Source organism: Shewanella sp. 4t3-1-2LB (genome assembly GCF_017368415.1).
In the GTDB taxonomy this organism is placed as follows: Bacteria; Pseudomonadota; Gammaproteobacteria; order Enterobacterales; family Shewanellaceae; genus Shewanella; species Shewanella fodinae.
The window spans coordinates 1-14,683 of record NZ_JAFNJD010000015.1; the positions used below are offsets into that span (position 1 = coordinate 1).

General features: G+C 49.9%; 10 protein-coding genes, 2 tRNA genes and 1 pseudogene. 4 read left to right on the forward strand and 9 right to left on the reverse strand.

The features are described 5' to 3' along the window. A pseudogene (locus J3L11_RS07450) lies at positions 1 to 161 on the forward strand (IS630 family transposase); the annotation flags it as partial. Positions 162 to 576: 415 nt separating this feature from the next. Beyond that, positions 577 to 834, forward strand: coding sequence for a hypothetical protein (locus tag J3L11_RS07455; protein WP_207570624.1), 258 nt, complete (start codon positions 577 to 579; stop codon positions 832 to 834). A gap of 79 nt (positions 835 to 913) precedes the next feature. Here J3L11_RS07455 and J3L11_RS07460 read toward each other — a convergent pair whose 3' ends face one another. Continuing rightward, positions 914 to 2,098, reverse strand: coding sequence for an MFS transporter (locus J3L11_RS07460; RefSeq protein ID WP_207570625.1), 1,185 nt, complete (start codon positions 2,096 to 2,098; stop codon positions 914 to 916). A gap of 316 nt (positions 2,099 to 2,414) precedes the next feature. Here J3L11_RS07460 and J3L11_RS07465 point away from each other — a divergent pair. Continuing rightward, positions 2,415 to 2,490, forward strand: a tRNA-Phe gene (locus tag J3L11_RS07465). 7 nt (positions 2,491 to 2,497) lie between these two features. Beyond that, a tRNA-Thr gene (locus tag J3L11_RS07470) sits at positions 2,498 to 2,573 on the forward strand. A 117-nt stretch (positions 2,574 to 2,690) separates the two neighbouring features. Here the strand turns inward: J3L11_RS07470 and J3L11_RS07475 are convergent. From J3L11_RS07475 to glgC, 8 genes are all read right to left on the reverse strand, one after another. Beyond that, positions 2,691 to 3,389 carry a SapC family protein gene (locus J3L11_RS07475; RefSeq protein ID WP_189617134.1) on the reverse strand — a complete coding sequence of 233 codons (699 nt, stop codon included), beginning with the start codon at positions 3,387 to 3,389 and terminating at the stop codon, positions 2,691 to 2,693. A gap of 151 nt (positions 3,390 to 3,540) precedes the next feature. Beyond that, positions 3,541 to 4,830, reverse strand: coding sequence for an NAD(P)/FAD-dependent oxidoreductase (locus tag J3L11_RS07480; RefSeq protein ID WP_189617135.1), 1,290 nt, complete (start codon positions 4,828 to 4,830; stop codon positions 3,541 to 3,543). Between the two features lie 120 nt (positions 4,831 to 4,950). Then, positions 4,951 to 6,303: an MATE family efflux transporter gene (locus J3L11_RS07485; RefSeq protein WP_207570626.1), complete on the reverse strand. Its 1,353-nt coding sequence runs from the start codon at positions 6,301 to 6,303 to the stop codon at positions 4,951 to 4,953. Continuing rightward, the gene (locus tag J3L11_RS07490) at positions 6,303 to 7,328 is read right to left on the reverse strand and encodes a GTP-binding protein (RefSeq protein WP_207570627.1); all 1,026 of its coding nucleotides are present in this window, start codon (positions 7,326 to 7,328) and stop codon (positions 6,303 to 6,305) included. Before J3L11_RS07490 ends, J3L11_RS07485 begins: the two co-directional genes overlap by 1 nt. 68 nt (positions 7,329 to 7,396) lie before the next feature. Then, positions 7,397 to 8,632 carry a DEAD/DEAH box helicase gene (locus J3L11_RS07495; protein WP_207570628.1) on the reverse strand — a complete coding sequence of 412 codons (1,236 nt, stop codon included), beginning with the start codon at positions 8,630 to 8,632 and terminating at the stop codon, positions 7,397 to 7,399. A gap of 48 nt (positions 8,633 to 8,680) precedes the next feature. Then, on the reverse strand, positions 8,681 to 11,719 hold the full coding sequence (locus J3L11_RS07500; protein WP_207570629.1) for an EAL domain-containing protein: 3,039 nt from the start codon (positions 11,717 to 11,719) through the stop codon (positions 8,681 to 8,683). Between the two features lie 77 nt (positions 11,720 to 11,796). After that, positions 11,797 to 13,368, reverse strand: a complete 1,572-nt coding sequence (locus tag J3L11_RS07505) for a glycogen/starch synthase (RefSeq protein ID WP_242695135.1) — start codon at positions 13,366 to 13,368, stop codon at positions 11,797 to 11,799. Positions 13,369 to 13,394: 26 nt separating this feature from the next. Continuing rightward, on the reverse strand, positions 13,395 to 14,663 hold the full coding sequence (gene glgC / locus J3L11_RS07510; RefSeq protein WP_133040394.1) for a glucose-1-phosphate adenylyltransferase: 1,269 nt from the start codon (positions 14,661 to 14,663) through the stop codon (positions 13,395 to 13,397). Positions 14,664 to 14,683: the final 20 nt, after the last annotated feature.

Consider the following 14,683-nt stretch of genomic DNA (forward strand, 5'->3'; position numbering starts at 1 on the left):
CTTGGGTCAACAAGATAGAGCGCTTATGGTTGGCACTACATGAAACGGTAACCCGTAATCACAGTTGCCGAAACATGCGGGAACTTCTTGGCAAGGTATGGCATTTTATGGAAACCGTTTCGCCTTTCCCCGGCAACGGACACGGCATCGCGAAAATGTAGCAGTATTCGGATCAGCTATTTAGAGGTATATGACTATCTTACCATTTTGTGTGAAACACTCAGAACCGATGCGTTAATTCAAGAAATTAAAGAGCTTGGTTTTGAATTTGAACCTTCATCATGCCCTTATAAGTAAACTGTTACCCCCCCAAAATACTCCGCCACCATATCGAGCACGGCTTGCTTATCATCACTCACACCTAAGAACTCGTGGGAAGAATTTAATTTTGTAAATCATACACTTGGAATAAGTGATGCCGCCAAACTGCTGTATGGCGGCATAGACCGACCAGCTCAACGCCTAACTAATCAGCCTTAACCATAACAAGTGCCTGCACTGTCAGAGATAGCCAGAATTTGAAGAATAGCTTAATTAGGTTAAGCTGGATTTTGTCGATAACAGACAGGAGGTCAGATGCTTTCACAAAAACACTGTATTGATGGCACAAATCAGGTGCCATTTTGCCGCAGTCAAGGTGCGTTTCTCGTATCCGATGAGGTGGGTGGTGCGCCTAAGACAAGCGCCGATACGTCACAGAATAAGGCGGTAACCGAAACCCCACACACGGCACCCAACAACAATCATGGCATGTCGCTAACACAGGGGATTGTCATTGCGGTTGTTATTTTGATTGCATTAATCGCCATCAAGCCCAAGAAACCAAAGGGTTAAGATGGCGCGTGCCAAAGAAAACAGCACTCCCGTTATCGGTGAGTGCCACAATACTCAAGTCCTTTAACCGACCAAGCCATTAAAGCGCATTGGCAATACGGCCTTTAAGCCCGGTATACAACAAACCAATAATGGCTAAGGCCGCACCGCCGTAACACACCGCATGCCAGCCACCGAACTGATACAGGTTGACGGATACCCAGGAACCCAATGCCCCACCCACAAAGTAACAGGTCATATAGCCAGCATTAAGGCGGTTACGCAGTTGCTGTTGCAGCGCGTAAATCACATTCTGGTTACTGACATGGGTCAGCTGTACCGCTAAGTCCAACAGCACCACGCCGACTAACAGTAGCACCAGCGAGTCGGCAGCAAAAAACAGCAACAACCAACTGATAAGAGCAGATCCAAGTCCCACCCAAGTCCCGGTATTCCCCTTGCCACTATCAGCCAACTTACCGGCCCAGCGCGCCGCTGCCACACCGGCCACACCCGCAAGGCCGAACAAGCCAATAGTGGCATCGGAATACTCATAAGGCGGATTTGCCAGCAAAAACGCCAATGGAGTCCAGAACATAGTGAACATGGCAAAAGACAAGCCCCCCAAAAATGAGCGGGAGCGTAACTTGGGCTCAGTGCGAAACAGCCCAAACAAAGAGCGCATCAGTTCACCATAACGGATGGTGGTTTCAGATTGATACACCGGCAAAGCACGCGCCAGCAATAAGGTAATGAGCAGCATTGCGCCTGCGGCCAGCCAATACACTGCTTGCCAAGAAATCCATGTGGAAATCACCCCGGCGACCACTCGGGCCAGCAGTATGCCTAACAGCAGGCCACCCATCACGGTTCCTACCACCCGGCCACGTTGTGATGGATCGGCTAGGGTTGCCGCCAATGGCACCAAAACCTGAGCCACCACCGAACAGGCCCCGGCAACGGCAGTTCCCAGCAGTAACCAGTACAGGTTAGTTGCTAACGCGCTGATGAGTAGTCCCAAAGTTGCCAACAACATCATGACCACAATTAAGCGCCGCCGCTCAACCATATCGGCTAATGGCACTAGTAGCAGTAATCCTGCCCCATAAAACAGCTGAGCTGTGGTCACTAACATGCCTGCGGCGGTGTGTGACACTTTGAAATAGTTGGCAATGGTATCCAGCAGCGGCTGCACATAATAGTTATTAGCAACGGCGACACCTGTAGCAACCGCCATCAACAAAATAAGTAATGGAGAAAGCATGCGCGCTTGAGTCTGAGCCATGGTCGGTTCCCTTAACAATGGAGAATGGAGAAACCGCAAATTCCTTCATATCTGCGGGGCGCATATCATAGCAAGTTGTCGCGCAATTGGCTTGCCATGATAGTTCGACGTGTGGGGTTCAGATACTGTTTTTAATCTGTTGCAATAGCATGTAACAGGCGGAATATCTGTCATTCTGCCCATTAACTGAGCGAACAGTGGCACTACTGCCAAAAACCACTTGCAGTAGTAAAATAACCTGCTTTATCATACGCCCACTTCAAAAACAGCCGTTGTTAATGGTTATTGAAGTAGTGTACTGACGCTAAAATCAGTCGCCCGAATAGCTCAGTCGGTAGAGCAGCGGATTGAAAATCCGCGTGTCCCTGGTTCGATTCCGGGTTCGGGCACCACTTTTTTGCCGGCATAGCTCAGTTGGTAGAGCAACTGACTTGTAATCAGTAGGTCCCGAGTTCGACTCTTGGTGCCGGCACCATGAATTTAGAAAAGCCACTCAATTGAGTGGCTTTTTGCTTTCCTGTATTGATATTTTTTAGCAAAAAATCCGCATAAAAAAGAGCGCCTGAGCGCCCTCTCTTAAGAGAATCAACACTTACAGTTCAGATTCAAACTTCACCAAACGAGGGATCTGATTCAGTGATGTGAGATGACTGTAGATAGGTCCCAACAGACCACGTTTACGCAGATCTAGGAAATCTTCATCTGACAGTTCAGCCAGTTTACGTTCATCAATCAGGTAGATGCCGTTGATATTGCGCTGATCGCCCTTCACTTCTACGGTCAATGTCTGAGCGCTCAACAGCCCTTTGCTGTTCAGATAGCCAAGAATGGCGCGGCTTTGTTGATCCTGTTCGAAATGCTTCAGCAAGGCTTCACGGCGGTTTTTCAAAAACTCCGTTTCTTTGCCATCTGCAAATAGTGGTTCACCTTCTTCTTTGCTTACCTGCTCACTGTTTTCCCGCAGACCAATCCAGACTTTATCTTTATGTTCAGGATTCAGCACTACTGTCAGAGGGAAATCACGCAGCACGTTAGGCACATAGTTCGCCAACCACTCTTCACCTTTTACCAACAGGTTCTGATTAGGTTTTAGACCTAACATCATCACCGCCTGAAACTCTTCAGTGTCATTATTTTTAATAAATACTACTGGTACTTCCACCGCAGCATACAGCAGTTCATGCAAAGAAACTGGCAGCATGTGCTGATCAGCTACGTGAGCATATTTGGGCGCGGTAAACTTAACGTCAGCATGCTTTTCATTATCAAGCAGTGCAAATGGTTCGCTCATTGAAAGCTCCTTGGGGCTCGTAATTTTAAAATTCCGTTAAAAAAATGAAAGGAAATAGCTTCCCTAACCCTATTTATACCCTGATTACTGGTGATTAAAAAACCGCAACCATCGCAAACGTGATACGACTGCCGGGAATTTCGACAATCTGTCAGTGCAGTTTCAGTTTTGGCCGTTGCCATTTCAGCAGACGCTGTGCAAAGCGGTAGACCAGTGCCGAGAACCAACCGTAAAGGCTGGCCAGATGCCGCTGGTATAACGACATGTACATAACTCGCGCCAAATAACCTTCAATGAACAATGAGCGTGAACGCAGATTGCCCATGAGATTGCCAACAGCAGAGAAGCGACTGAGTGATACCAGCGAGCCGTAGTCGCGATAACGAAATGGCAGCTCGGCCTTGCTCTCCAGTCGGTTCAGCAGGTTTTTGTAGAGCGTATCGGCCATTTGCGCAGCGGCTTGTGCGCGTGGTGGGACGGTTTTGCCGTTATCCATCACCATAGCCGAACAATCCCCCAACGCATAGATGTATTCCTGCCCTTTCACGCGCATGCAGGCATCTACTTCAATTTGGTTGCGTTTATTGATGGGCAGTTCAGTAAAGTGTTGCAGCAAATCCGGGCCTTTAACTCCGGCGGCCCACACTTTCAAGCCAGCGGGGATAATGCCCCCATCCTGAGTCACAAACCCCTCTTTAGTGACTTCTTTAACCTGCACACCGATATGCAAGCGCACACCAATATGGTCCAGCACTGACTGTGCCCCGGCGCTGACTTTGTCCGGCAGCGCTGGCAGGATCTTCTGCGCGGCTTCAATCAGATGGATTTCCAAATGGGATTTATCGATATTCAGGTAACCAAAGTCTTTGACAGACTCCAACACGTGATAAAGTTCAGCCGCCAGTTCCACCCCGGTAGCGCCTGCCCCCACAATCCCTATGCTGAGTTTCTCGCTGGTTTCGTCAAGCAGCAGCAAATTATCCAATAATTTCTGGTGGAACAGGTTGGCACTTTCCAGATTATCAAGAAAGATACAGTGTTCTTCGGCGCCAGGAGTGTGAAAGCTGTTGGAAACACTGCCAATTGCCAGCACCAGACAATCATAGTCAACGTGGCGTTCATCCAGTAATGCATCGCCATCATCGTTCACGACTTTTGAGAGAGTGATTTGCTTGTTATGAGGATCACAACCGGTGATTTCGCCACGCAGAAAACGGTAGCCGTTTTTCAGGCCGTGATCGCGGTAGAGCAGGCCTTCAATCGACTGATCGATAACCCCGACAGCGACTTCATGTAACTTGGGCTTCCAGATATGTACCGGGCTTTTATCCACCAAGCATACTTCTGCTTTACCTGCACGCCCTAACTTACGCCCCAGCTTTGAGGCAAGTGCTAGACCACCAGCACCACCACCAACGATTACGATTCTTTTAGGGGCCACGACCTCTACCTCCGCTACAGACGAAAATCCGACTCCATTAATAACACAAAACCGCTAATATGGTAATCGCTTCTTTAGTTACATTTAAATTAATTCATTTTAAAACAAATAGATAAATTATCATGCCGCATTATTTAGGCGCTTTAAGGTATGACACATCCACAACCATAACAGCGTACTGCAGCAAGATAACGAAACCCACACACCTCGCACCCCAAACAAGCCGCCAAGTAACCACAATAGCAAGGCCACCAGCACAATTTTGGCACCGGTCAACATCGCCGCTTCTTTCGGACGGTTGATAGCCTGAAACAGACTGGCACCGACGAGCACCATGCCTTCCAGCGGCAATCCCCAGAAATACAGATACATCCCTTCAATCGCTACAGGTGCCAACTGCGGATTATCGCCAGCAAACAACCACAACATCCACTGTGGCCTACCATAAATCAACAGCCAGCCGAGCAAGGCTGTGGCAATGGTGACACTAAAAGCCAGTTTGGCCGCCTGACGCACACGTTGCAGTTGTCGGGCACCGGTATTGAAACTGAGAATGGGCTGAGTGCCGAGAGCAATACCTTCAAAAATTAGATAAAACATAGCTTCGGTGTAACCGATCACGCCATAGGCGGCGAGGTGCAACTCATTGCCCTGCCATAACAAGGCAATATTATGCAGTGTCAGCACTACCGACAGATAAAGGCTCATCAACATACTGGAGAGACCCAATCGGCCAATGCCACGCACGTGAGGCCATTGCCATTGCATTTGTCGCAGATTTAATTGCAAACGGGTACGGTCACTGAAAAAATGCCGCAAACACAATGCCGCAGTGACACCGTGCGACAACATGGTGGCGATAGCCGCCCCGGCCAGCCCGAACGGCAATACCACGATCAGCAACCAGTCGAGCAGCGTGTTCAACACGCCGCCCAAGATCAGGATCAGCGTAACTGTTCCCGGATGACCATCATTACGTAACATGGCGGTAAAGGTGGTTGCCAGAATAGGTAAAGTCCCAAGGGCAAAATACCAGAACAGGTAATCGCGGGCGTAAGCCAGTACTGCGCCATCAGCGCCGAGCAGTCGCAACGCCGACTCACTGCCAGCGCTACCAATGACCGCCAACGTTATGCCGCACAGCAAGGCCAGCGTGAAGCTGTTACCCACGACCTGACGGGCCTCAGTGACCTTACCTTGCCCTAGCAACAAAGACACCAGCGCCGCACCGCCCATGCCGATTAAGGTCCCCACCGCATATAATATTGCGCCGACAGGATAAGCTAAGGTGATCCCCGCTAAGCCATCGGCTCCTAAGTAGTGGCCGATAAACATGCCATCGATGGTTACATAAATGCCGGTCGCCAACATCGAAGCGATAGTTGGCACGGCATAACGCCAAAACAGTTTGCCAACTGGCGCTTGCAGCAACGCCAGATCGGCCGCGGCGCCTCGATTTTCGGTGCTACCCATTAATACTCCGCTGCCGCACACGCTAACAATTGCCGCTCCAGCAGCACGGCATCTAGTGGTTCCCGACTGATAAGCTCTAGGCGGGAATCCAGTGCATCATCCAACTCCGCCACCTGTAACTCACCGTCAAGCATGTTGCAGGCGGCTATGCCATCGGCGGTGATCATTACCGCTTTTAATCGCATCACTTGCTGGGCTTTAACCCATCGCAGTAAAGGCGCTAATGAAAACACCCAAGCCGGAGAGAAAACCCAGCCATAACTACAGACCTCACCGTCCAGATGTTGTTTGAAGAGTACACCTCTGTCGTCAAAAGCTTCATCAGCAGTGTCGGCATCTATGTTGAACTCAGATGTGGGTTGCAATAGTGAAGGTATCTGGCGGCTAGGAGCGCTGGTATCATTGCCTGGATGCTGCATTAACGCCCATAATGCTGACGGCACAGGTAACTGCTGTGACCAAACTAACCACGGCTTTTGCGGATAATGCTTGGCAACAAACTGCTGTAATTGCTGCTGAACTTGGCTCTGTTCCTGCCATAAGTCGGCTTTAGCTGCCAGCAAGATATCCGCACTGGCAAGCTGCGCGTTGAAGGTTTCATGCTCATAGTAGCGCGCATCACCCAGTTTCCGCGGATCCAACAGACACACGGACGAAAGCAAGTGAATCGATTGTGCAAACCAGTCTGATTTTAACGTACGAATGATCTGCTGTGGATGGCCTAAACCTGTGGGTTCAATCAACAAACGTTGTGGTTTGGCTTTGGCAAGTAACTGTGTCACCGCCACTTGCAATGGTACGCCAGCGGCACAGCAGATGCAGCCACCCGCCACTTCGCGGATCACAACCTGTGCATTGCCATTGCCCATCAGTCCCGCATCTATACCGATTTCACCGAATTCATTTACTAGCACCGCCCAGGTTTCATCGACTGGCTTAGTCTGCAATAACGCTTTGATAAAAGTAGTTTTTCCTGCTCCCAAGAAGCCGGTGATAACATGGGTCGGAACGGCGGTAATGATCATAATAAGTTATTAAGACTGGCATTCAGCAGGTTGCCAAGTGTACCCAAAACCGCTGCCAGCCACACCTGTTATCGGCGTGGTCGCTTGGGTTTCTGGTTACTACGCACCCTTTGTTTGGGTGGCAGTTTAGTACTGGTGAGCTTAGCAGCGTGACGATAACGTTCTGGTAATGGCGCGGTGACTTCATAGCCCACAGGTGTCTGCTGTGGCAAATTCAATCCGAGAACTTGTTGCAACTGTTGCAATTGCGGCAATTCTTGAGGACTCACCATAGCTAAGGCTTCACCGTCCAAGCCGGCGCGACCGGTGCGACCAATGCGGTGCACATAATCTTCTGGCTCCGTCGGCAGTTCCAGATTGATCACCCGCGGTAGTGCTGGGATGTCGAGTCCTCTGGCGGCGACATCGGTAGCCACCAATATCCGAATCTTACCGTCAACAAAAGCGGCTAATGCTCGATTTCTAGCGCCTTGCGTACAGTCACCATGAAACACTTCATTGCTGATGCCATCCAGAGAGAGTTCCTGCCCCAAACGGCTGGCAGCATCTTTGGTATTGACAAATACTAGCGTCTGTTGCCAGTTGTGTTTACCCACCAATTCGGCCAGCAATTCGGCTTTACGCTGTTTTGACACCAGCAATACCTGTTGGTGGATGCTTCCCTGAGAGACACTGTGTGGCAATTCAATCCATTGTGGCTGCTGCGTCAGTTGTTGCCCCAACTGGCGCACAACTGGCGGGAAAGTGGCAGAAAACAACAGTGTCTGCCGCTTGCTTGGCAACCATTTTTGCAATCGTTGAATATCTTTAATAAAACCCATATCCAACATGCGATCGGCTTCATCCAGTACCAAAAACTGTAATTGACTGAGATCGAGATAGTCCTGACTCAAATGATCAAACAAACGCCCAGGGGTCGCGACCAGAATATCAACCCCTTGCAGTAACCGCTGCCGCTGCGGCCGAAAATTAGCGCCACCATAGACAGCGCTAATCTTGAGTGATGACCCGGCCGCAAAGGCATTGAGATGTATTGCCAGTTGCTGTGCCAATTCCCGAGTTGGGGTAAGGATCAGCGCTTTGGGAGCAGCACCGATTGCTGGTGACTGAGCACTCAGCCGTGCCACAATCGGCAACCCAAATGCCGCCGTTTTACCGCTGCCGGTCTGCGCCGATACCAGCAGATCGTTACCTGCCAGCGCCAACGGTAATACCTGTTGTTGCACCGGTGTCAGTTGGCGATAGCCATAATCTGCCACCGCAGTGAGCAGTTGATGAGGTAGCGATGTTTCAGAAAACAGCATAATCAGGTCCACACCATATAAAGCGCGCAGTATACACGGCGCACAACTTTATTCCGAGTGACTTGCAATCGCCGTTGGCTGTAGATAAAGCGAGGCAAACTCTGTCGCAGAAATCGGTTTAGAGTAAAAGTAACCTTGTGCATAGTCACAGTTAATCTGCTGTAACAAGGCTGCCTGTGCGGCAGTTTCCACCCCTTCAGCAATAACTTTCATGCCGAGTTTGTGAGCCATTACCACGATGGCTTCGCACAAGGTCTGATTGCTGGCGTCGCTGTCAATATTCTTAGTAAAGGACTGGTCGATTTTCAGATAGTCGATATCAAATTTTTTTAGGTAGGCCAAAGAGGAATAGCCAGTGCCAAAATCGTCCAGTGATACCTGTACGCCAGCATCCCGATACGCCAAGAGTTTTTCTGACACCGGCATATTGGTATCTAGCAGCAATCCTTCGGTGATCTCAATACAGATACCGCCATCTGGTTGTTGCTGCAACGTTTGTAACCACTCATGGAAATGAGAGCCTTCATCGCGAAATTGTACCGGTGATTTGTTGATGCTGATTTGCACTTCTGCGCCGAATTGCTCGCGCCACTGGGCACTTTGTTTGACGGCTTGTTGGAACACCCAATTACCGATAGCAAAAATTAACCCAGTGTCTTCAGCAACCGGAATAAACTCCGCCGGAGATACTTGCCCTCGTTGCGGATGATGCCAGCGGATAAGTGCTTCAGCTTTGGTTACTTTACCGTTCTTCAATTCCACAATAGGTTGATAACTTAGCTGAAACGCGCAGCTTTCCACCGCCGAACGCAAGTCCTGGATCAAACGCATGCGGTAATGTGCCTGTTGCTGCATGGAATCAGTGAAGTAGTGATAACGATTGCGCCCATGCTCTTTGGCGGCATACATTGCCTGATCAGCATGTTTCAGCAATACATCTTCCACTTCGCCATCATCGGGATACAGCGTAATACCGATACTGACACTGATATAGGCGGTTTCATCACCAAGTTGATAGGGCTCAGCAATACGTGCCAGGATCTGTCCGGCTACCCGTTCAATCCCCTGCGAGCTAATGGCATCGGTTAGAATAATCGTGAATTCGTCGCCCCCAAGACGCGCCACAAAATCGGATTCCCGCACACATTCACGCAACCTAGCGGCGGTCTGGATCAGCAGTTGATCGCCCATATCGTGCCCTAGGGTATCGTTGACCTCCTTAAAGAAGTCCAAATCAAGGAATAACAGCGCTAGTTTGCTACTGCGGCGACGGGCCCGCTGGATTTCATGATACAGCTGATCCAGTAACATACGACGATTAGGTAATCCGGTCAGCGGATCGTAATTAGCTTGATGCCAGATAACCTGCTCTGAATGCTTTTTCTCGGTGATATCAGAGAACAACGCCACCCACTGCGGTGGTTCACCTTTTCTGCCGCTGATAGTGTTGATGGTCAACCAAGTGATAATTTCTTGTCCATCATGGCGCCGTATCCATAACTCGCCCTGCCAGCGCTGGTATTTGCCGATATCTTTTTTGATGGCACGAAAATCTGCAGCCGAGTAACGCTCACTTTTCAACAGAGTGATATTTTTGCCAATAATCTCAGCTTCTCGATACCCAATGATGGTGCAGAACGCCGGGTTCACATTGATGATCTTACCATGACGGTCGAGCACACTCATGGCCTCGCTGCTGTTTTCATACACCGATGCCGCCAACTTCAAGGAGGTCTCACGTTGTTTTTCGCGGGTGATATCTTGATGAATACCGCAAACTTTTACTGGTTTGGCAGCTTTACGTTCCATCACCTGGCCGACATCGCGGATCCAGCGGATCTCTCCATCAGTACGGCGGATCCGATACTCGCTGTTATAGGAAGGCGTATCGCCGGAGATGTGCCGTTCAAGTGCATGCAGTGTTTCCATGCGGTCTTCAACCAATATGGCGTTAAGCCACACTTGTCGTCCCCTATTGAGTTCCTCCAGCGTACAGCCCAGCATAGCTGCGGTTTGTTTATCATTGGTGATGCGATCGCTACAAAGATCCCACACCCAGTAGCCTAACTGGCTGCTGGCGAGCACTAGTTCTAGCTCGGCATGGCTCACCGCCAACGCCTGCTGTGCTTCCTTAGCTGCACTGATGTCAATATAACCGGCGATGACCAGTTGTACTTGATGGAAACTGCGCTGGCAGGAAACCGTCATATGGGTATGAAGCACCTGGCCATTTTTTTTGATAAAGCGTTTTTCCAGCTCATATCGTTCGATATCACCTGCCATCATCCGACGGAAATTGAACATGTTTTCGTCTATATCGTCACGATGTGTCAGGCTGTCCCAGGTTTTGTGCAGTAATTCTTCTTCGGTATAACCCACCATGTGACAAAAATGCGGATTGACCTTCAAGAACAGACGTTCAGGAGAACTGATGGAGATACCGTAATTGCCTACGTTAAATTGTGAACGGAATAAAAAATCATCCTGCAACCGCAACTGTTGTGTCACTTCCCGTTCCAGACGTTGCGACAGCATTTTGCCCATCAGCACATTCACTATTGGGAAGAGTATCAGCACCGGAAAAGCGATACGAGTGATGACATCCACAGCCAGCGTTGCAGGCAACAGCAACATCCACAGCAGCATCAACACATGGGTCAGCAGCGAAAAAATGATGAGTTCCAGATAGCCGATATGAGTCAGTGATTGGCGATTCCAGTTACGCCATTTACGCCAAGAAATCCCCACTATCCCGGATGTCCAGATAACGCCAGCGCCAATAAATGCACCTTCGCCACCTAGATAGATACGAAACAATGAGGCAATAACGCAGGCCAGCAATGTTGGAATGCCACCAAAAAACAACCCGGTCATACACAGCAGGACACTGCGGCTGTCAAAGATAACCCCAGGACTGAAGGTCCACGGAGTCAGCATTACCGCAATACAGATCCCCCCAATCAGCGACCCCGACAGCAACTGTCCCCCCAACAGATAGCGACTGTCTTTACGATACAGCGGAATAGCGTCATAAATTAAGAGCAACGCCAACAGCAAAGCTGCGTTCTGCACTAATGGAAGAAACATATCAGGCTCCGAAGCCCCCAGAGAAAATTCTCAGCACAATCGATCTGATTTTAGCAGAGTCCTTTGAATTGCTTCGGTTAATTAGCAGAACTATAGAGCTTGTCCACATATTCGCGAGCGCTGGTGTGCCATTCAAAGCGACTGGCATGTGCGGCACTCACCAATTGCTGCCAATGAGAGGTACCAAAAAGCGTTAATGCCCGTTCCAATGTCTGCAATAGCGCCTCACTTTGTTGCTGCAGATTAGCGCCATGAAAAACAAAGCCGTTATGGCCGTCCTCAACAGTATCTTTAAGACCACCAACGCCATGCACCAGACAGGGCTGTCCAGCCTTGAGTGCCAGCATTTGGCTAATGCCACAGGGTTCAAATGAACTGGGCATCAAGAACAGGTCGCCACAGTGATAAAGCGCCGAGGACAGTTGTTCATGATAGCCGTTGATAAACAGAAAGTTATGATGACGAGCAGCCACCTCACTGAACTCCCGCGCCAACGCCGCATCGCCACTACCGAGTAACCAGAAGCGAGCAGAGGTGTTCCACGACGCCAGTCGCTGCAATATCGCATCCAACACCAAGCCACCTTGCCAGGGTTGCCGTAAAATCAGCATTTTCTGATCAGTTAACCGGCCGACGGATGTCAGTAAAAAACCCTGTGGAGACTCATGTTGCGCCAAACGGATTTGGGCAATCATCTCCGATGAATGCACGAATTCACTGTATCCCAGTTTGCTCAGCAGTGCCTGATATGCCAGCGGATTTAATTGCTGACGCATCTGTGTTCGCGACACTTCGGGTGGCGCAGTGCTGTAGTCACAACCATTGAGAATGCCAAACAGCTTTTTGCAACGACGTAGCCGTTGCAGATCCAGCTCCAGGCCCTCCCCGCCAAAAAAACCATCCGCAGGCCGCGACGACTGCAACACCTCTTCGGCATAGCCGGGTGACACCAAATGCACGGCATCGCTGAGATTAATGGCCGCACGTAGCGGATTAACACAATCGGGATAACGGGGATCAATAGCAGGTGCTAACGCTTTTACCCCCATAGCTGTCATGGCGGGGAACCAAGACTGCAATGAGGAGATATCGCCAGTCAGCGGTCTGATCCCTTGCATCGCCAAATTATGAATACTCAGCACCGTAGGGATTTGCTGTAATTTGACATATGCGGGTTCAAACGCTCGCAACATGCTGAAAAAACCACAATGCCAGTCATGTAAGTGCAACCGTTCTGGTAACGGCAGCAAGCCACCACAGAGCAAGGTAGCAACCGCAGTGCAAAACAAAGCAAACTTGCTAGCATCGGTAGCAAACGGGCGACCAGGCCCATCTTGGGTATAGATAACATGACCTGGCGAGACAAACATCTCATGGGCCAACAGGTAGATCCAGACATCAGGCAGCAACGGATTAGGCAGGCGATACAGCTTCAACGGGTAATGACCACTGTCAAATGGCACCACAAAGTCACACACAAACTCGGCCTGTTGCTCCCGCGCCAAAAAACCGTAATCGGGCATAATCATATCGACGGCAACCCCATGAGGCTGCAGTGCTAGCGGCAAATCCCGCAACACATCAGCCATACCGCCAACTTTCGCCCCGTTGAGGGCCGCATTTTCAGCGGCCAGCATTAGTACCCGCATTTACTTCCGTTATCCTTTGTTATTAGTTATTCGTAGCCTACCGGAAGACCCAACATGTCGCGGGTCACCAGCACCACCCCATCCTCCGATACCCGGAAGCCTTTGGCGCGGTCGTGGTCGTGGTTATAACCTATTTCCATGCCTTCGGGAATAATACAACCCCGATCAATGATCGCTTTGCGGATACGACAGTTACGTAGAATCACCACATCAGGCAGGATCACCGCATCCTCAACCACTGAGTAGGAACACACCCGAACTTCATTAAATAACACGCAATGACGTACCGTGGCACCAGAAATGATGCAACCACTGGAAACTACGGAATCTACGGCCATACCGCGTCTGCCATCATCATCAAACACAAACTTAGCGGGAGGTAATTGCTCCTGATACGTCCAGATCGGCCACTTGGCATCATAAAGATTTAACGCCGGGGTGGGTGAAAGCAACTCCATATTGGCCATCCAAAATGAATCCAGCGTGCCAACATCCCGCCAATAGGCAGGCTCATTAGGGAAAGAGCTGCGGAACGGGTAGGCAAACACTTGATGATTTTCGATAATCGACGGAATGATATCTTTACCAAAATCGCGCTGTGACTCGGCATTCTGCGCATCGCGCTTTAGCTGTTCAAACAGAAAGTCGGTATTGAAGACATAGTTGCCCATAGATGCCAAACACAGCTCGGGGTTGTCTGGCAATGGCTTGGGATGCGCCGGTTTTTCTTCAAAACCGAGGATGCGGTTGCCAGTATCCACTTCCATCACCCCAAACGCATTGGCAGCTTCGGCAACGGGCACTTCCATACAGGAGACTGTCATATCCGCACCGGACTCCGCGTGCGCGGCTAACAGCCCAGCATAGTCCATGCGATACACATGATCGCCAGAAAGCACCATCACATAGCGTGGCAATTCATGGCGAATAATATCAATGTTTTGAAATACCGCATCGGCCGTTCCCTGGTACCAGTTATCTGAGTAACGTTGTGATGCCGGCAGAATTTCAACTGATTCACCCAACTCTTTCTTGAAATGCCCCCAACCACGCATGATATGGCGGATAAGTGAATGAGATTTATACTGAGTGACTACCCCAATGCGGCGGATACCTGAGTTAACGCAGTTGGAAAGCGGAAAATCGATAATACGGAATTTACCACCAAAATACAGTGCCGGTTTGGCACGCCAGTCGGTCAGTTCATGCAGACGACTTCCCCGGCCTCCTGCCAGGATCAACGCATAGGTATCGCGGGTTAAGTTGCTGATAAAGCGCAAACTAGAATTTGACATATCCTCTGTCTCCCCAACTG